The organism is Paenibacillus xylanilyticus, from assembly GCF_009664365.1.
Classification (GTDB): Bacteria; Bacillota; Bacilli; order Paenibacillales; family Paenibacillaceae; genus Paenibacillus; species Paenibacillus xylanilyticus_A.
Window position 1 is genome coordinate 1,971,461 of the sequence record NZ_CP044310.1, and the last position, 19,625, is coordinate 1,991,085.

Here is a 19,625-nt window from a genome sequence, read left to right on the forward strand (position 1 = left end):
CATGTCCATTCGGTTAAAACTAACCGCATGGTATTCTGGCATCTTGGCAGCTGTGCTTATTTTTTGGGGTGTCGTAATCTATGCCTTTGTTTATTTCAATACGTATCAGGAAGTCGAACAGCAGCTAAAGTCGAAGAGTGCGCGTATTACAGACCAGATCGGAGTTAACCCGTTATCTCAGACGCTTGATCTGGACCCATTTACCGAAAGTCAGCTGCAGGAAGCCCAAATTTACATCCAACTCTGGGATTACCAAAGTCAGTCTGGCAAAATCTCCGGAAACATGGAGAAGGTTCGCATCCAATTCCCGGTTTTGAAAACGAATGAAATCCTTGAAAAACGTGGGATATCCAAGATATATGTGAATGGTACACCATTCCTGGTCAATCAGCAGCCCTTGTCTCTCCAGGGAACCAATGAAATTAGGGGGCTTCTTCAGGTCGGTGCCAATGTAAGTTCACAGGAACGATTGCTGGAGGCACTGCTTAACATTCTGATCTTTGGCTGGCTTGTGGCCATGGCACTGGCCATTACTTCAGGTCTCATTCTTGCCCGCAAATCGATGCGCCCTCTCGTCAACGTCATTGATGCAGCCAATCAGATTCAATCTGGTGACGATCTGAGTGTCCGGATACAATATACAGGTCCCAAGGATGAAATCGGCCGCCTGATTGAAACGGTGAATAACATGCTCGAACGGACAGAACTGTCCTTCCGAGGCCTGGAGGAGACCAATGCTGCTCAGCGCAGATTTGTGTCCGATGCCTCTCATGAGCTGCGTACACCTTTGACCACCATTCGAGGGAATGTTGATTTCCTGAAAAAGCTATGGGATCAGGAAGGGAATGACCGACCGAATCTGGACGAGGAAACCGTCAAGGAGATGTCGCTTGAAGCGATTGAAGACATGGCGGATGAAGGCAAACGCATGAGCAGGTTGATTAGTGACATGCTGTCACTGGCAAGGGCCGATACTGGACAGAAAATAGAACTGAATCCGATTCCGCTGCAAATTTTGGTGCAAGAAGTAGCTCGCAGAGCACATTTTCTGGATCACCACGCGGAATGGCGGGTTGGCGATTTATCGATTTTAAATGGAATTTATGTGAACGGCAGCAAAGACTATCTACAGCAGATGCTCTTTATTTTCATAGAAAATGCGTTCAAATACACTCCGGACGGATCGGTAACGCTTGACGCCATCCTATACAAAGGGCAGGTTGGTCTCCGGATCAGTGATACGGGAATCGGTATGGATAAGGATGAGGTGCCGTTTATCTTCGATCGTTTCTATCGTGCGGATGAATCCCGCGGCGCTACACCGGGCATTGGACTTGGGTTATCCATCGCTAAATGGATTATTGAGGAGCATATGGGCTCTGTTGAGGTCGTGACCAGACGCGGTGAAGGAACGACTTTCATCATCTGGATGCCAGTTGTCTTTGCTCCACCTATCGAATAAAGGTATAATAGACTGGACTGCAATTACATCGGCAGTGATGCTGAAAAAGAAAGCGGGTGGCAACCAAGTGGAAGTACTGCGAATTTCGCCGCGAGGGTATTGTTACGGAGTTGTGGATGCCATGGTATTGGCACGTCAGGCAGCACGTAATCTTGATTTACCACGGCCTATATATATATTGGGTATGATTGTGCATAACAAACATGTGACGGATTCCTTTGAAGATGAGGGCATCATTACACTGGATGGTCCGAACCGGATGGAAATCCTGAGTCAGGTAGAGAGCGGTACGGTCATCTTTACGGCCCACGGTGTATCTCCTGAGGTGCGCAAGATGGCACGGGATAAAGGGCTCACTACAGTAGACGCTACATGTCCGGATGTAACCAAGACGCATGACCTGATCCGGGAGAAAACGGCTGAAGGTTATCAGATCATCTATATCGGCAAAAAGAATCACCCTGAACCCGAAGGGGCTATAGGAGTTGCGCCTGACCAGGTGCATTTGATTGAGAAGGAAGAAGAGATTGATGCACTGAATGTGCCGGCTGGCAAGATTCTCATTACCAATCAGACGACGATGAGCCAATGGGATATCAAACACATCATGAGCCGCCTTCTGGAGAAATTCCCGGGCGCTGAAATTCATAACGAGATCTGTCTGGCTACACAAGTTCGTCAGGAAGCTGTGGCTGAGCAGGCCGGTCAGTCTGATCTGGTTATCGTTGTGGGTGACCCGCGCAGTAACAACTCGAATCGGCTTGCACAAGTCTCGGAAGAGATTGCGGGTGTAACGGCCTACCGGGTATCAGATGTGTCCGAGATCAAGCAGGAATGGCTGAAAGGGGTAAACAAGGTAGCCGTAACTTCAGGTGCCTCGACGCCGACTCCGATCACGAAGGAAGTTATCAGTTATCTGGAGCAATATGAGCATGATCAACCGGAGACGTGGGAAATCAAGCGTACCGTCAACATGAGCAAACTGCTGCCCCCAGTGCGGGAGAAGACCCGCACAACGTAACAAAAATCGAAGAATCCTGTGCTGCAGTCCTGAATTTGGGCATGCGGCACAGGATTTTTTTGTATTAAGCACACCCGTAGTCATCTTGACGAGAATGGCTGACTATGATATATTTACTTTAGTGGATAAAAGCTTAAAAGCGAACAAGCGTTTAAGCGCGACAGAACTTTTAATTATAATCAGATGCACATCGAAACAGTTGGGTGCTCTCATACAAGGAAGGATGGGAATTAATTATGATCGTTATTGCAGGTAAGGCAACACCGGAGGAACAGATTCAGGATATCGTCGCTGTGATTGAAAAGGAAGGGCTTCAGGTGCATATCTCCCGCGGAGAAGATCGTACCATTATCGGGTTGATTGGCAAGGTGGAACCTAAAATGCAGGAACATCTTCGTCAAATGAAAGGTGTAGAGAATGTCGTAAGAATCTCGAAGTCCTACAAGTTGGCCAGCCGTGACTTCCACCCTGAAGACACAGTCATCTCCATTAAGGGAGTGGATATCGGCGGAAAAGAACTCGTCGTTATGGGTGGACCATGTGCGGTTGAATCTGCTGCCCAAATTGATGAAATTGCCGGTCTCGTGAAAGCTGCTGGTGGCCAGGTCCTGCGCGGTGGTGCATTTAAACCTCGTACCGGTCCTTACAGCTTCCAGGGAACAGGTGTAGAAGGGCTCATCATGATGGCTGAAGCTGGCAAGAAACATGATCTGCTGACCATCACGGAAGTCATGACTCCGGAATACGTGGATATTTGTGCGGAGTACGCGGATATTCTGCAAGTCGGTACTCGGAATATGCAAAACTTCGATTTGCTGCGCAAGCTGGGCGAATGCGGCAAACCCGTATTGCTGAAACGCGGCTTCAGTGCGACTTACGATGAGCTTCTGAACGCAGCTGAGTACATCCTTGCCGGCGGCAACCCTAATGTAATGCTCTGCGAGCGCGGCATTCGTACGTTTGAGTCCTATACTCGCAATACGCTCGATCTGTCGGCGATTCCTGTGCTGCAGTCTCTTAGCCATCTGCCTGTCATTTCCGATCCTAGCCATGGTACAGGACGCCGTGAACTGGTAGAACCGATGACGAAAGCTTCTGTTGCTGCTGGTGCCAATGGACTGATCATCGAGATGCACACAGATCCAGACAACTCCATGACAGGCGACGGAGTACAATCCCTGTTCCCTGACCAATTCGCCAACTTGCTTCAGGATCTGGAGAAACTCGCTCCAATCGTGGGCAAAACGTTTAATACAGCCAAACAACCTGCCGAGTTTTTCCCGGCAAGAGTGGGCGTCTAATCTTATAGTTAGCCAAAATACAATCGGGCATTTCCCCTCATTTCATTCTTGAGAATGAAGGAGGGGGATGTCCGGTTTTTCATATCAAGTAGGCATTGAATACATTTATTAATCAATAGTGATAAGAAACATTTATGATGTAATGTTTTTCCCATGTTTTAGGATGTTATTACGCTTACTTTACCGCATTAACTCGGTTAAATGTATATTAAATACGTTGTTAAGTGAATTTATTGGATTTATAAAATGTAAGTATAGCTAACATAGTCGCAAAAAATACCTTACATAAGTATTGACGATGTCATGTTTAAGAAATTATAATGACGACAGAAAAAAATTCGAATATGGACATTTTCTTTCGTGGGGTTGTTTATTGTTCGGAATATTTGGGAGGACGAATACATGTCGGTTGAAAACGTATTGAAATCAATTCAAGAGAACAACATCGAGTGGGTAGATTTTCGTTTTGTAGATTTAGCTGGTCGTGCACATCACATCTCGTTGCCAGCTTCGGCTGTTGATGCAGACACATTCGTAAATGGAGTAGCTTTTGACGGTTCTTCTATCCAAGGTTTCCGTGGAATCGAAGAGTCCGATATGGTTATGATGCCAGATCCTGAAGCGACTTATGTCGATCCGTTCACTGCACACCCTACATTGAATGTTATGTGTGATATCTTCACACCAGATGGCGAGCGCTATGAGCGCGACCCACGCAGCATCGCTGTTAAAGCTGAAGCTTTCCTGAAAGAGAGCGGTGTAGGTACAGCGGCATTCTTCGCACCTGAGTCCGAATTCTTCATCTTCGACGATGTACGTTATGAGAGTGGTACAAACAGCTCTTCCTACTACGTTGATTCCGAAGAAGCCTCTTGGAACACGAACCGCAAGGAAGAAGGCGGCAACCTGGGCTTCAAAGTTCGCACAAAAGGCGGATATGTACCAGTAGCACCAGTGGATACTCAACAAGATATCCGTAGTGAAATGTGTCGTCTGTTGGAAGAAGCTGGCCTGTCGATCGAGCGTCATCACCACGAAGTGGCAACCGCTGGTCAAGCCGAAATCAACTTCCGTTTTGATACGTTGAAGAAAACAGCAGATAACCTGCTTGTATACAAATACATCGTGCATAACACAGCACGTCAATATGGCAAAGTAGCTACATTCATGCCGAAACCATTGTTCGGTGATAATGGTAGCGGAATGCACGTTCACCAATCCATCTTCGATGGCGATTCCCCATTGTTCTACGACAAAGCGGGATATGCAAACCTGAGCGAAATGGCTCTGCACTACATCGGAGGAATTCTGTACCATGCACCAGCTCTGATCGCGTTGACTAACCCAAGTACAAACTCATTCAAACGTCTTGTACCTGGTTACGAAGCACCGGTAAACCTGGTTTACTCCAAAGGTAACCGCTCTGCAGCAGTACGTATCCCGGTTGCAGCTGTGACACCTAAAGGTTGTCGTATCGAGTTCCGTACGCCTGACTCTACTGCTAACCCTTACCTGGCATTCTCCGCAATGCTGATGGCGGGTCTGGACGGAATCAAACGCAAAATCAACCCAACTGAGCTTGGTTACGGTCCACTCGACAAAAACATCTATGACTTGTCGGATGCTGACAAAGAAAACATCCGCAGCGTTCCAGCTTCCCTGGAAGAGGCGCTTGATGCTCTGGCAGCAGACAACGAGTTCTTGACTGAAGGCGGCGTATTCACGAAAGAATTCATCGAGAACTACATCAACCTCAAACGTGATGAAGCAAAAGCTGTAGCTATTCGCATTCATCCGCACGAGTACAGCCTTTACTTCGATTGCTAATCCGATCGAAACAAGTGTACCTACAATTTAAGCCTCCGGGACTCGCTCTCGGAGGCTTTTCCATGAATGGATGATGTAGTACGTTAACTTTGCAGGGTGATAAAGTATTTTGATGACCCTAATTGCCCGCTTCAGTGCTTATTGCCCTTGATGCGGATAGGGAATACTGATATCATAGCGATAATATTTACTTCATATGTAAGCTACGGATGGAAAGGGCGGGGGAAAAATGACAAAGAGAGCGTATAATTTTAATGCAGGACCAGCGGCACTGCCACTGGAGGTTTTGGAGCGTGCGCAAGCAGAATTTGTTGATTTTCGTAACACAGGCATGTCGATTATGGAGATGTCTCACCGTGGGGCAGTGTACGAGTCCGTACATAATGAAGCTCAGGAGCGTTTGCTGTCGCTCTTAGGCAATCCGAAGGGGTACAAGGTACTATTTCTTCAGGGCGGAGCGAGCACCCAGTTCGCGATGCTGCCGATGAACCTTCTCGGGGCAGGCCAAACTGCAAGCTATGTCATGACAGGCAGTTGGGCGAAAAAAGCGTTGTCTGAAGCAAAGCTGGTTGGTGAAACCCACATTGCAGCTTCTTCCGAGGCTGATAAATACATGAAATTGCCTGATGTATCGAACCTGAGTTTGCCTGACCGCACAGCTTATGTACATCTGACATCCAATGAAACGATCGAGGGTACACAGTTCAAGTCTTTCCCGGACACGGGATCTGTACCTTTAATTGCTGACATGTCGAGTGATATTTTCTGTAAACCATTCGATCTTAATCAGTTTGGCATGATTTATGCAGGTGCACAGAAAAACCTTGGACCATCCGGGATTACAGTGGTAATTGCTCGGGAGGAGCTGGTAAGCGAATCGCCTAAAACGATTCCAACGATGCTTCGTTACAGCACACATACCGAAAACAATTCCCTATATAATACCCCGCCTTCTTTCTCTGTTTACATGGTCAATGAAGTTCTGAAATGGATTGAAGAACAAGGTGGACTGAAAGGGATCGAACAAAAGAACATCAAGAAAGCGGAATTGCTCTATAATACAATAGATTCCTCAGGCGACTTCTATCGCGGCTGTGTTGATGCTGCAGACCGTTCCCTGATGAATGTGACATTCCGCCTTGCTTCGGAAGAATTGGAGAAACAATTCATTAAGGCTTCCGAACAGGAAGGGTTCGTTGGATTAAAAGGACACCGCAGTGTTGGAGGCCTTCGTGCATCCATCTACAATGCAGCGCCTTATGAGAGTGTTAAGGCACTGACAGACTTTATGAGCCACTTTCAGAAGACAAATGGATAAATCTTAGGGGAAAGGATGAGAGGCCTTAGCCTTCCAATCTAGCCCTTCCAGAGCCTTCCACATTGACGTGTGGGAGGCTTTTCTTTAGAATTAGAGGATTGCAACAGAAACATGAACTTAAAGGAGATTGAACACATATGGCTTTGCATATCGTTCTGGTTGAACCGGAGATTCCCGCGAATACCGGCAATATTTCTCGCACCTGCGCGGCTACGGGAACCCATCTGCACCTGGTTCGCCCACTCGGGTTTCGGACGGATGATGCTACCTTGAAGCGGGCTGGTCTGGATTACTGGCATGCAGTTCACATTGAATATCATGATTCATTCGCAGAGGTTCAGGAAAAGTATCCGGAGGGTCGCTTTTTCTACGCAACCACGAAGGCGAAGAACAACTATAGCGATTTTACGTTCCAGGATGAAGATTTTTTGGTTTTTGGCAAAGAGACCAAAGGACTACCTCCTGAATTAATTGCTGCCAATCCGGAAACTTGCATGAGAATGCCCATGACAGGTGATGTACGTTCATTAAACTTGTCCAATTCGGCGGCAATTATCGTATATGAAGCATTGCGACAATTGAATTTCCCGGGCTTGGATTGATCCAAATTCGCGTTCAGGTGCTTGTTAGAATTCGCTAAAAAAACATTTTTCAAAAAAAAGGACAAAAAATGTTTATTTCCAGCAGGATTCGACAAAATCTTGGCGAATCTTTAAACATAGTACAATTGTACCTAGAAATTTAGAGTAAGATAGGAGAGGTGTGCCGTAGCTATGAAGCCAGCTGGAGTAGTTCGCAAAGTTGACCAATTGGGTAGGATCGTATTGCCTAAATCTTTGCGTAAAAGGTATCAAATGAATGAGGGAGATCCTGTAGAGATCTTAGTACAAGGGGACCATATCATTCTGGAGAGATACCGTCCAAAATGTATTTTCTGCGGATCAATGGAAGAAGTCAATGAGTTCAAAGAGCGTTACATATGCGCACAATGTCTAGATGAAATGACCCAGCTTCCACAGCACGGGTAAGTAAAATAAAGAAGTATCATGACCGATAAAGGCATGATACTTCTTTTGTTTTTTCAAAAAGTTTTGAAAAACTACAATAATTTATTATGCTATGGAGTTGCTTGATGGTTACTTTCAAGATGGGGAAGGATATCAGACCAGATCAGGTCCAAAATCCCCTGCATGTTCAATTCGTCACTACTAACGGCAACTACAGCGTCCAGTTCGGGCAGGACCACGCATAGTTGACCATAAGCGCCATCAGCACGGTATGCATTATGAGAACATAGCCAAAATTGATATCCGTATCCTTGTCCCCAATCCCCTTCACCCGGCGTTGTTATCTGGCGAGTTGTTGCTTGGTCTATCCATTCCGCAGGAACCAGCTGACTGCCGTTCCAATAGCCCTTCTGAAGCAAGAACTGTCCGAACCGGCCTAATTCCTCATTTGTAAGCTTTAAGCCCGCACAGCCTAATGTAATGCCCAGTGGAGAGGTTTCCCATTCGACGTTATAAATCTCCAGCGGATCAAACAGTCTGGGAATCAGATAATCTTTTACGGTCTGGCCCGAGGCTGCCTGAAACATTGCCGAGATCATAAAAGTATCGGCACTGCTGTATGTAAATGCCTCGCCAGGGACTCTGTCGATTGGAAGTGACATGTAATATTTAGCCCAATCTTTCTCCGCAAGCGTGGCCCGTTCCTCCGCCCAGAGCACAGGCACATCATGCCCTGAAGACATCCGCAGCAGATCATACAGTGTGAGATCCGCAGGAGAGAATGCTGTTTGGTCCGGCGCTGGTGTTGGCCATGTGAAGTATTCTCCCAGTTTGGATTCGAGCGTAAATATGCCTTCTTCGAGTGCCAATCCTACAGCCATGCAGGTAAACGACTTACTGATCGAATGCTGTAAGCGCCGCTTATCCTCAGTCCGATCCCACATTCCACGTGTTTCTCCATGCTGCAGCACACGAACTGAAAGTACGTTTAATTGCTGAGCCTCAATATGTTGAACAAAGCGTTGAACAATGCTGGACATAATAACATCCTTTCATTAAAAAAGACGACATTTTAGGGCTGGTGAAACGTTTCCGTAATCTGGAACCAAAATCAGAAATTATGTTAGTACAATCCGAAGGTGATGTCAATGAAAGATGTGCAAACGGTTACCAAAAGGGTATATTATCACAAATAAAGTGCCTTTTGACGCAAATTTACACTTGAATAAGAAGTTTTTTGAGAAAATAACGCGAAATTTGTAAAAAGGTTATTGACAGGATTTACTCATCGGGATTATGATTTATTCGAAACGATTCGAAGAAATCGCTTCCAAGTAAGAAATGCTGTTTTTAAGTCCATGTGAATCAACGTTAGCTATGTTTTGAAACGATTCGAGAAAATCGTTTCGATAACCTAGTAGATTACGGGGGAATGGGAAGAAGTCACAGCGGAAAAGCAAGAGTAGAGAAAGTACAGGCAACAGCTGATGATGAAAGGGGTTCCATATGGCACACATCACGATCGAAACCGGATCGCCTACGTTATGCATGAACACAAGCATACACGTAGTGTCCAGTGACTCCGGAGAGACTTCAGGCGGTACGCTATATCTGCTGCATGGGGCAGGCGATAATGCGAGTACCTGGCAGCGATTGACTACAATCGAGATGTACGCTGCACAATATGGCTGTACGGTCATTATGCCAGAAGCGAACCGAAGCTACTACACCGATATGGAGTACGGCCTGAATTACTTCCATTACATTACTCAGGAGCTGCCCGAGTTTTGCAGACGTCAGCTCAACCTGAACACGGATCCCCAGAAGACTTACATTGCGGGATTGTCCATGGGAGGATATGGGGCTCTGAAGTGTGCGCTGACTTATCCCGAACGTTATCGCAAAGTGGTTTCTTTATCCGGAGTAACCGACATTCAGACCAGGCTTCATGATCCCAATATGCCACCAGGTATGATCAAGGAAATGAAAGCGGTTTTTGGAGAACGGTTACAGGTAAAGCCCGATCAGGACATTTACGCGCTGTCAGCCAAATTGTTGGAAGAGGGCAGACCTTTGCCGGATGTGCTGAGCTGCTGCGGTGAAAGTGACCCATTTATCGAAATGAACCGCAGATTCGCCGAGTACATGCAGGGAACTGCCTATCATTTCCGGTACGTTGAATCTCCGGGAGCTCATGAATGGAGATTTTGGGAGCAGCACCTGAGAACCATGTTTGATTTTCTGTATAACGACAAGACCAAAGTAGAGTGAGGAGATGCAAATTGAAACCTGCAGCCGAAGGACCTAGCAAAAAGCTGAAGGGAAACCTGAGAGGAAATTCGCTCTGGAGTGAAATCTGGAAGCACAGAATGACGTACACCCTGCTTATCCCGGGGCTTGTCTGGCTAATCTTATTCGCCTATCTGCCAATGGGCGGCCTGTCACTGGCATTTAAGGATTACAAGGCGAACCTGGGGATCTGGGGAAGTCCTTGGAGCGGATTTGAGAACTTCAAATACGTGTTCCGGGATCCAACGTTTATTGACGCGGTATGGCGGACATTGTATATCAACATTTTGAAGCTGATTATTCAATTCCCATTCCCGATTATATTGGCCCTGTTACTGAACGAACTGCGGATGCGTAGAGGGAAAAAGTGGTTCCAAACGATTCTTACGTTCCCTCACTTCCTTTCATGGATTATCGTATCCGGGGTTGTCATCAATGTGCTGGCGTATGACGGATTGGTGAATAGCACGCTAGCATTGCTTGGATTGCCAACGATTAACTTCCTGGGTTCCGAATCCAACTTTGTACCGATGCTTCTGTTAACAGATATCTGGAAATCAAGCGGATGGAGTGCCATCATCTTCCTCGCTGCGATCTCGGGTATCGATCAGGATCAATACGAATCCGCACAGATCGATGGAGCTTCACGGTTACAGCAAATGTTCCGCATTACGCTGCCGAACATCCTGCCGACTATCACCGTTATGTTTATCCTGTCTGTCGGTGGATTGATGTCATCCGGTTTCGATCAGATCTTCAACTTGGCGAATGCCGCAACCAAAAATGTATCGGAAGTACTCGATGTGTATATTTATCGGATTACGTTCCAATCATCAACCGACTTCTCGTTCTCGACTGCGGTCAGCTTGTTCCGTTCCCTCGTGAATATGGTCTTGCTGCTCCTTGCTGACAGATTTGCGAAGCTGCTTGGCGGAGATGGATTGTTCCGATAAGAAAGGAGGAAAAATGTAATGAGCAAGAAAGCTAACAAAAAATCGAAGATTGGTACAGAACGAATGACGCTTCTGGATTACGTTATCTTCGCCATCTTACTTGTGCTTGCCCTGATGATTCTGATTCCGTTCTGGAATGTCATCATGATCTCGTTCGCCACTCAAAAAGAGTATGCGGACAATCCAATGCTAATGTTCCCAAAAGAATTCACCTTTGATTCCTATAAGGCGCTGTTCGCTGACGGAAGCATCCTGACGGGGTACAAAAATACATTGATCCTGCTGGTGATTGGCTTGCCTCTCAGTATGTTCCTGACTACGAGCATGGCGTATGGACTAAGTCGCAGCAAATTTCCATTTAAGAAATTTATCTTTTTCCTAGTGCTGTTCACCATGATCTTCAATGGTGGTATCGTACCACTCTACCTGATCATGAAATCTCTTCATCTGACGGGATCGCTATGGTCCGTTATTCTGGCGGGAAGCTTCAGTGCATTTAACATGATCCTGATGATGAACTACTTCTACACACTGCCGGAATCCTTAATGGAGTCAGCTCGACTGGATGGTGCAGGGGAGTGGAGAATACTGTTCTCCGTCGTTCTTCCGCTGGCTACACCAATCATTGCTACCATCACGCTGTTCTACGGCGTGGCATATTGGAACAGCTGGTATGATGCAATGATCTTCCTGCGAAAGGCGGATCAGTTACCACTGCAAAACGTACTGCGGACCATTATCGTCGAATCTCAGACGAATGCTTCCAACGCATCCAGCGTGGATGCAGCCGGAGCCGCATCCAAATTCTCCACAGGGATGAAGATGGCAGCCGTATTTGTCACAATGGTTCCAATTATGTGCTTCTTCCCGATGCTGCAAAAGCATTTTGCCAAAGGGGTATTAACAGGGGCTATCAAGACCTGATTATACACATAGGATTTTGAGTCAAAAATTCTAACAAAACCATGGGGGTAAAACATGAAAACGAAGAAGAAGCTATCTGTACGATCACTCTTTGCCATCACCCTTAGTGTAGTCATGCTGATGGTGACCGCTTGTTCAAGCGAAGGTGCTTCGGGAAGTAACGAGAAAGACGAAAACGGAAACTACAAAGATAAGCTGGATATTTCCGTAGCAAGTACGATTCAACTGAAAGATGGCCAAATGGATAATGAGTTCCACAAATACTGGATGGACAAATTCAATATCTCTTGGGATTACAACTTCGTAGAGTGGGATTCATGGGGCGAGAAGCTTCGTCTGTGGATCAACTCCGGTGACCTTCCTGACGTAGCCAGCTGGAACTATGTTCACGGCGATGCCATGAACTACATCGACCAAGGTTTGCTCTACAAATTCCCGGATGACTGGAAAGAGCGCTGGCCTAACGTGGCGGCAGCTTACAAGCTGACTGGCCTTGGAGAGAAGCTGGAAGAATTGAAAGGCGGTACGTACATTCTGCCTAGACCTGTATATTTTGAAAACAAACCGGCAGATCCGCTGGTGAACCAAATTGGTGTCATTGCACTGCGTAAAGACTGGGCAGAAGCCGTTGGGTTCGAATTGAAAGATGCTTATACAACTTCCGAACTGATGGAGTACGCACAACTGGTTAAAGACAAGGATCCAGGTAAAGTTGGAAACAAACTTGTTCCTTTGTCCTACAACGCTGATGATGCATTGACAAACATCGTTGTTGCCAACAGCGAGCATGCTCGTGTGGAATCTGCTTTCTACAAAGGTGAAGATGGCAAATATCACTGGGGTCCTGCAGATCCTGAAACGCTTACAGGTTTGAAACTGATGCAAGAAGCTTATCAAAAAGGCCTGCTTAACCCTGAGTTCTATACTTGGAAAAACAGCGAAGGCAGCGACAATTTCAGAGTTAACGGTGTAGCTGCTGTGACAAGCCTTGGCGGTCTGGCATCTTACAGACAAGATATGGATACTCAAATGAAGAAAAACCTCGGTGTTGATAGCGATGAGCTGGTTCACACAGCGATCGTTGTAGGCGACGATGGCAAGTATCGTAACCTGGAGCAAGTAAACTACTGGTCCGCGACGATCTTCTCCCCGGATATCAGCGATGAGAAATTCGAGCGTATCATGGATCTGATGGACTACTCCATCAGTGAAGAAGGACAACTGCTTCTGAACATGGGCTTCAAAGACAAAGACTGGAAATATGGCGAGAACAACGAATTGGTAAGCCTGTTGCCTGAAGGTACTACGCTGGAAGATAAATATCCAAGCCGTTTCGAAGGTTTGTACCTGCTGGGTGACGATTTCAGCATGATTAACCCGGCGATCAAGCAAGAATATCGTGACAGAGCGGTTAAACACTTCCAAGATAAAGCGAAACTCGGAACTGAGGGCGGTGCACTCGCTACCTACGATTGGGATGTTCAATTGTATGATTCCAAAGCGAAAAACCAGGCTACATTTGAATACCAAAACGAGTATGCCAACCTGATTCTGAAAAGTGGCGATCTGGAAGCCAACTGGAAAGAATGGGTGAACAGCAAAATGTCACTGGTTCAACCAGTTCTGGATGAGCTGAACAATCTGAAGTAACATTCTGAACCCGGTGCGCGGTCTCTCCCCGAACGCAGCCGGGTTCTTTATTTCAACAGTATGTAGTGGAGGATAACGGATATGAATAATGAGCAGTTGCTTGACCTGGTCAAACAGATGACGCTGGAGGAGAAAACGGCGCAGCTTCTTCAATTGACCGCCAATTTTTACGAAGGGACAGATGCCCAAGGCCAGATTACTGGACCGATGGAAGAAATGGGGATCACAGAGCAATCTGTCGTTGCCAGTGGCTCCATCCTGGGCTTGTCAGGCGCACAGGCCATTATTGATGTACAACAAGCCTATCTGAAAAAAAGCCGTCTCGGTATTCCGCTGTTGTTTATGGCGGATGTCGTGCATGGTTTTAAAACGATTTTCCCGATTCCACTGGCGATTGGGTGTTCATGGGATACGGATTTGGCTGAGAAAAGTGCAGAAATTGCTGCACGCGAATCCGCAGTATCCGGTTTGCATGTAACATTTTCCCCAATGGTGGATCTGGTACGTGACCCACGATGGGGCCGCGTGATGGAAACGACAGGCGAAGATCCGTACCTCAACAGCCTGTTTTCGGCGGCTTTTGTACGTGGGTATCAGGGCGACAGTTTGAAGGATGATCCAGATCGTCTCGCTGCTTGCGTTAAACACTTTGCAGCATATGGTGCTGCTGAAGGCGGACGTGACTATAACACGGTAGATATGTCCGAGCGCAATCTGCGTGAGTATTATTTGCCAGCATACAAAGCAGCCCTGGATGCAGGTGTCGAAATGGTGATGGCTTCGTTCAATACAGTCGATGGCATCCCAGCAAGCGGTAATGAAAAGTTGATGCGTGACATTTTACGTGACGAGTGGGGCTTCGATGGTGTATTGATCTCGGATTGGGCTTCCATCCGCGAGATGATTGCGCATGGTGCAGCTGAAGATGATCGTGAAGCGGCATACCGTGCCATTCGCGCAGGCGTGGATATCGAGATGATGACCCCTTGTTATGTTAATCATCTGCCTGAGCTGATCCAGAGCGGTGAAGTGGAAGAGAAGCTTATCGATGAAGCTGTACTCCGTATTCTGCAGCTCAAAGAAAAACTGGGATTGTTCGACAATCCACTCCGTGCCGCTGACCCGGAACGCGAGCGCGAGATTGTATTCTCGAAGGAACATCGTCAGGTATCCTACGAGCTGGCAACCAAATCGGCTGTTTTGCTGAAAAATGATAACAGTGTACTTCCGCTTCAGCCGGAAGCGAATATCGCATTGATCGGGCCTTTTGCCCAGAGTGAAGACATTCTCGGCTGGTGGTCTTGTGAAGGCGTGAAGGCGGATGCTGTCAAGCTGGGAACGGCACTGCAGGACCGTCTGCAGCATGGACAGGTTCACATGGCCCAAGGAAGTGGCGTTCATACGATTACCTCCGAACAAATCGCTGAAGCCATGGAAACGGCGAGCAAAGCAGACCTTATCGTTCTGGCTCTGGGTGAAGATTCTGAAATGAGCGGTGAAGGTGGTTCGCGTACCGATATTCGTCTGCCAGCAGCTCAGCTTGAACTCATCAAACAGTTGAAGACGACAGGTAAACCGATAGCTAGCGTGATTTTTAATGGTCGTCCTTTGGATCTGCACGGTGTGTTTGAAGAATCTGATGCCGTTCTTGAAGCGTGGTTCCCTGGTAGTGAAGGCGGAGCAGCAATTGCAGATGTTCTCACAGGCGTAGTGAATCCATCGGCACGTTTGACGATGTCATTCCCGCAGTCCGTCGGTCAGATCCCGGTGTATTATAACCACTTCAATACAGGACGCCCTCTGAACCCGGAGAAAACGGAAGAACGTTATGTTTCCAAGTACATTGATAGCCCGAACGATCCACTGCTTCCATTTGGTTATGGCTTGTCATATACCACATTCGAATATGGTGATCTGGAAGTGTCCAGCCAGGAGATGACTGCTGATCAACCGATCAGCATCCAGATTCGTGTAACGAATACCGGACAGCGCGCAGGTGTGGAGACGGTTCAGCTCTATGTGCGTGATGTAACAGGTGAGGTAGTACGTCCAATGCGTGAGCTGAAGGGCTATACGAAACTCGCACTTGAGCCTGGCGAGAGTGGTACGGCTACATTTACGTTAAATGAGGAACAACTTCGCTATCATCATTCCGATCTGTCTTATCGCAGTGACAAAGGCACATTCCAGATTTTTGTCGGTCCTAACAGCCGCGATACGCTGGAAAGCACGTTCAAGTTGGTTTAATGAATGCGAGTTATGGCAAGTGAGTGATTGGATTTTAGCATAAAAATGCAGTGAAGCTGCACTGCCTTCTTCATGCTGCTTGGCAGGGGAAGAAGGCAGGATAGGAGGATATGGATAGATACATGAATACGATGACTAGATCGCAAATCAACATTCAAGCTGGCGAGCTGAACTTCACATTCTGGGAGAGCGGTGATCTGTTCCAGGCAGTAAGTGGACAGGCCATGATCAATCAATTAATGACAAGCCCGGTAGACGGGTCCATGAATAATCTCTATTTGCGTTTTCATGACGAATCCAGTATTCGTTATGTCCCAATGCTCGGCATCCATTCCGAGAGCCAGGTTCATCACGACGGAGACCGACTGGTGTGGGCAGGAAATGCAGAAGGTGTGACTTATCAGGTTGTTTTTGCACCGTCAGCTCGGGGAGTCTGGTTCTGGGATGTAACGGTTAACGGCCACGGGGAAAAAGTGGATGTCATCTACGGCCAAGACATTGGCATAGCTGACCCCGGAGCGGTACGAAGCAATGAAGCCTATCTTTCGCAATATATCGATCATGCCGTATTTGAGGATGACAAATGGGGGTATGTCGTAGCATCCAGGCAAAATCAACCGCAGGGCGGGGTATTTCCTTATGTGCAGCAGGGATCTCTAACTCGTGCTACGGGGTATTCAACCGATGGATTCCAATTCTTTGGCTTAAGCTACAAGGAAACGAATATTCCGGAAAGCCTGCTTAAACCCTCGCTCGCAAATGAAGTATATCAATATGAATTTGCATATACAGCCCTTCAGTCAGAAACTGTGGTTTTGAATGGCGAAGCCCGCTTTGTATTCTATGGCCTGTTCCAGGCGAATCATGCGGCAGCCATTAAGGAACTGGAGTATAAGGATGTTGTGGAGCAAGCCTGGAACGAATATGAAGCGAAAAGTACAGGGAACGGAGCTGCTGAAGCTAGCTCTGCCAACGCTTTGCCTAAAGTTTCCTTGAACCCGACTCTGGGTGAGCCGCTTCGTACTTTGGCTATGTCTGATGACGAAGTGAATGCCCTTTTCCCGGCTTCAACCAGACAACAGGAAGAACGTGCCAATGGCGAACTGTTGGCATTTTTCACAGACACTTATGAGCATATCGTCCTCAAGGAAAAGGAAATGCGCGTGGAGCGTCCGCATGGTCATATTTTGATGAGCGGAAACAATGTGAAACTGGGCGAGAATGTAATTACGACGACTTCCTACATGTACGGTATTTTTAACTCACACATCGTTGTGGGCAATACGAACTTTAACAAAATGATGAGCAATGCCCGCAGTGCGCTGAATATCGCGAAATCCTCCGGTCAGCGGATCTACGTAGAGATGGACGGAATCTTCCATCTGCTCACCATGCCGTCTCTCTTCGAGATGGGCTTCAACTATGTGCGCTGGTATTACAAAACGGATCAGGACACGCTGATTGTCACGAACTATACAACACTGGATACTCCTGAAATACGTTTGCATGTGAAATCGGAAAAAGGAATCGCTTATCGCTACCTGATCACCAATCAGATCACCATGAATGTGAATGAGTATGAATTGCCTGCCCGTGTCACCGAACAGAACGGTGAACTTCGCATTAAGGCGAATACGGACAGCCTCAGCGCCAAGGAATACCCGAATCTGGAATATCGCATGTCTGTGAGCGGAGCGGGAGTCAAAGTTGGCGATGAGACCCGACTGGCGAGTGGTGTGAATTCGGGTGACGGATCCATTTTCACCTTGCAGCTGGGGAGTACGGCTGAATGGACAATGACCATTCAAGGCCTGCTTGAAGGAGAGAGTGTGGTGTTGTCTACACGCAGCTTCGAGGAGGAAGTCGATGCTTATCGTGCCTTTTATGCGAAAGTCATGAATGGGTTCCATCTGTCGCGTCCTGGGAAGCCGAATGCAGAAGAGCTGTTCAAGGTCAATGCGCTTGCATGGTGGTATACCCATAATATGCTGGTCCATTACTCCGTTCCGCACGGTTTGGAGCAATATGGCGGCGCAGCTTGGGGTACACGGGATGTATGTCAGGGGCCGGTCGAATACTTTATGGCTACGCAAAAATATGAACAGGTCCGCGATATTTTGAAAATGGTGTATTCGCACCAGTATGAGGATGACGGCAACTGGCCGCAATGGTTCATGTTTGACCGTTACTTCAAAATTCAGCAGGAAGAGAGCCATGGGGATATCATTGTATGGCCGCTTAAAGTACTGAGTGACTACCTGATTGCAACCAAGGATTACTCCATTCTGGATGAAGAGGTTCCTTACACCGTTAAACATGGTTTCCATTTTAGTGAAGAGAAAGCATCGGTGCTGGAACATGCGCAGAAAGAGCTCGAATATATCCGCAGCCACTTCCTGCACGATACATTCCTTTCCTCGTATGGTGATGGAGACTGGGATGATACACTTCAACCCGCGAATGCCCAACTGAAACAGTATATGGTCAGCAGCTGGACCGTTGCCCTTACGTATCAAACACTGAGCCAGCTATCCAGAGCACTTGTGCCTGTGAAGCCGGAACTAGCGGCAGAATTAAGCAGCATGGCTGCAGGGGTGAAAAAGGACTTCAACAAATATATGCTGGATACCGACGTTATTCCTGGTTTCGTATATATGGAAGATCCAGAGCAAGCCAAGCGGATGCTGCATCCGGATGACAGCGAGACTGGCATTCAGTACCGTCTGCTGCCGATGACACGCAGCATGATTGCGGAGCTTCTGGAGCCAGAACAAGCAGCGTCTCACTATCGTTTGATTAAGGAAAAATTGTTCTGCCCGGACGGCGTGCGGCTTATGAACCGCCCAGCCCAATACGATGGAGGGGTAAGCACTCATTTCAAACGTGCTGAACAGGCGTCCAACTTCGGTCGTGAAGTTGGTCTGCAATATGTGCATGCACATATTCGCTACATTGAAGCCATGGCGAAACTTGGTAATCCCGAGGAAGTATGGAACGGCCTTGGCATCATCAATCCTGTGGGTATTCAGCAAGTCGTGCCTAATGCGGATCTCCGCCAGAGCAATGCTTACTTCAGCAGTTCTGATGGTAAATTTAACAACCGCTACGATGCGCAGGAGCAGTTCGATAAGCTTCGCACAGGTGAGGTTCAGGTAAAAGGCGGCTGGAGAATCTATTCCAGCGGACCAGGGATTTACATGAACCAACTGATCTCGAACGCACTGGGCATTCGTCAAGAGGAAGAGGATCTCGTCATTGATCCCATCCTTCCGGCAAGTCTGGACGGCCTGCACTTTGATTTCCAATATAACGGAAAGAATGTGACCTTTGTCTATCATCTTGGTGGAGAAACGGTACAACGTGTGCTGCTGAACGGCAAGGAACTGGAGACGACGAGACTGCAGCAGCCTTATCGTCAGGGGGGACTGCGTATTTCGCGTACAACCCTTGAGCAAGGTCTGGCCGAAGGTAACGTGATCGAGATTTACAGCTAAAAATGGTAGAAGAACACTGGGGTAACAGGGATCGAAAGATGATTCTGTAACCGGAGTGTATCAGATAAGGGTTAGTCCGTTTACCAACTATTCAAGAAGTCAGGTCCTCCAGCCCGGAGGGCCTGATGAAAT

The 19,625-nt window shown here is 47.3% G+C and carries 14 protein-coding genes; 13 read left to right on the top strand and 1 reads right to left on the bottom strand.

Going from position 1 to position 19,625, the window contains the following annotated elements:
* Nucleotide 1: 1 nt before the first annotated feature.
* The 7 genes from F4V51_RS08995 (at nt 2) to F4V51_RS09025 (ending at nt 7,957) form a co-directional block, all read left to right on the top strand.
* Nucleotides 2–1,462 carry a sensor histidine kinase gene (locus F4V51_RS08995; RefSeq protein ID WP_095359077.1) on the top strand — a complete coding sequence of 487 codons (1,461 nt, stop codon included), beginning with the start codon at nt 2–4 and terminating at the stop codon, nt 1,460–1,462.
* Nucleotides 1,463–1,529: 67 nt separating this feature from the next.
* Nucleotides 1,530–2,483 carry a 4-hydroxy-3-methylbut-2-enyl diphosphate reductase gene (locus F4V51_RS09000; RefSeq protein ID WP_153977718.1) on the top strand — a complete coding sequence of 318 codons (954 nt, stop codon included), beginning with the start codon at nt 1,530–1,532 and terminating at the stop codon, nt 2,481–2,483.
* 236 nt (nt 2,484–2,719) lie between these two features.
* Complete coding sequence (gene aroF, locus F4V51_RS09005; RefSeq protein ID WP_095288271.1) at nt 2,720–3,784, top strand: 3-deoxy-7-phosphoheptulonate synthase; 1,065 nt, start codon at nt 2,720–2,722, stop codon at nt 3,782–3,784.
* Nucleotides 3,785–4,186: 402 nt separating this feature from the next.
* Nucleotides 4,187–5,611 carry a type I glutamate--ammonia ligase gene (gene glnA, locus F4V51_RS09010; protein ID WP_095288270.1) on the top strand — a complete coding sequence of 475 codons (1,425 nt, stop codon included), beginning with the start codon at nt 4,187–4,189 and terminating at the stop codon, nt 5,609–5,611.
* Between the two features lie 229 nt (nt 5,612–5,840).
* The gene (gene serC, locus F4V51_RS09015) at nt 5,841–6,929 is read left to right on the top strand and encodes a 3-phosphoserine/phosphohydroxythreonine transaminase (protein ID WP_153977719.1); all 1,089 of its coding nucleotides are present in this window, start codon (nt 5,841–5,843) and stop codon (nt 6,927–6,929) included.
* Nucleotides 6,930–7,066: 137 nt separating this feature from the next.
* Nucleotides 7,067–7,531 carry a tRNA (uridine(34)/cytosine(34)/5-carboxymethylaminomethyluridine(34)-2'-O)-methyltransferase TrmL gene (gene trmL / locus F4V51_RS09020; protein ID WP_095288268.1) on the top strand — a complete coding sequence of 155 codons (465 nt, stop codon included), beginning with the start codon at nt 7,067–7,069 and terminating at the stop codon, nt 7,529–7,531.
* A gap of 171 nt (nt 7,532–7,702) precedes the next feature.
* Entirely contained in the window at nt 7,703–7,957 is a 255-nt protein-coding gene (locus F4V51_RS09025) for an AbrB/MazE/SpoVT family DNA-binding domain-containing protein (RefSeq protein WP_024629045.1), read from the top strand.
* An 89-nt stretch (nt 7,958–8,046) separates the two neighbouring features.
* Here F4V51_RS09025 and F4V51_RS09030 read toward each other — a convergent pair whose 3' ends face one another.
* A complete protein-coding gene (locus tag F4V51_RS09030) occupies nt 8,047–8,976 on the bottom strand; it encodes a serine hydrolase domain-containing protein (RefSeq protein WP_153977720.1) in 930 nt (309 codons plus the stop codon).
* Between the two features lie 466 nt (nt 8,977–9,442).
* Here F4V51_RS09030 and F4V51_RS09035 point away from each other — a divergent pair, with 466 nt between their 5' ends.
* The 6 genes from F4V51_RS09035 (at nt 9,443) to F4V51_RS09060 (ending at nt 19,493) form a co-directional block, all read left to right on the top strand.
* Nucleotides 9,443–10,207 carry an alpha/beta hydrolase gene (locus tag F4V51_RS09035; protein WP_153977721.1) on the top strand — a complete coding sequence of 255 codons (765 nt, stop codon included), beginning with the start codon at nt 9,443–9,445 and terminating at the stop codon, nt 10,205–10,207.
* A gap of 11 nt (nt 10,208–10,218) precedes the next feature.
* The gene (locus tag F4V51_RS09040) at nt 10,219–11,178 is read left to right on the top strand and encodes an ABC transporter permease (RefSeq protein WP_153977722.1); all 960 of its coding nucleotides are present in this window, start codon (nt 10,219–10,221) and stop codon (nt 11,176–11,178) included.
* 18 nt (nt 11,179–11,196) lie between these two features.
* Nucleotides 11,197–12,102: a carbohydrate ABC transporter permease gene (locus F4V51_RS09045; protein WP_153977723.1), complete on the top strand. Its 906-nt coding sequence runs from the start codon at nt 11,197–11,199 to the stop codon at nt 12,100–12,102.
* Between the two features lie 54 nt (nt 12,103–12,156).
* On the top strand, nt 12,157–13,752 hold the full coding sequence (locus tag F4V51_RS09050) for a type 2 periplasmic-binding domain-containing protein (protein WP_153977724.1): 1,596 nt from the start codon (nt 12,157–12,159) through the stop codon (nt 13,750–13,752).
* An 81-nt stretch (nt 13,753–13,833) separates the two neighbouring features.
* Entirely contained in the window at nt 13,834–15,999 is a 2,166-nt protein-coding gene (bglX, locus tag F4V51_RS09055; RefSeq protein ID WP_153977725.1) for a beta-glucosidase BglX, read from the top strand.
* Between the two features lie 122 nt (nt 16,000–16,121).
* Nucleotides 16,122–19,493 carry a GH36-type glycosyl hydrolase domain-containing protein gene (locus tag F4V51_RS09060; protein WP_153977726.1) on the top strand — a complete coding sequence of 1,124 codons (3,372 nt, stop codon included), beginning with the start codon at nt 16,122–16,124 and terminating at the stop codon, nt 19,491–19,493.
* Nucleotides 19,494–19,625: the final 132 nt, after the last annotated feature.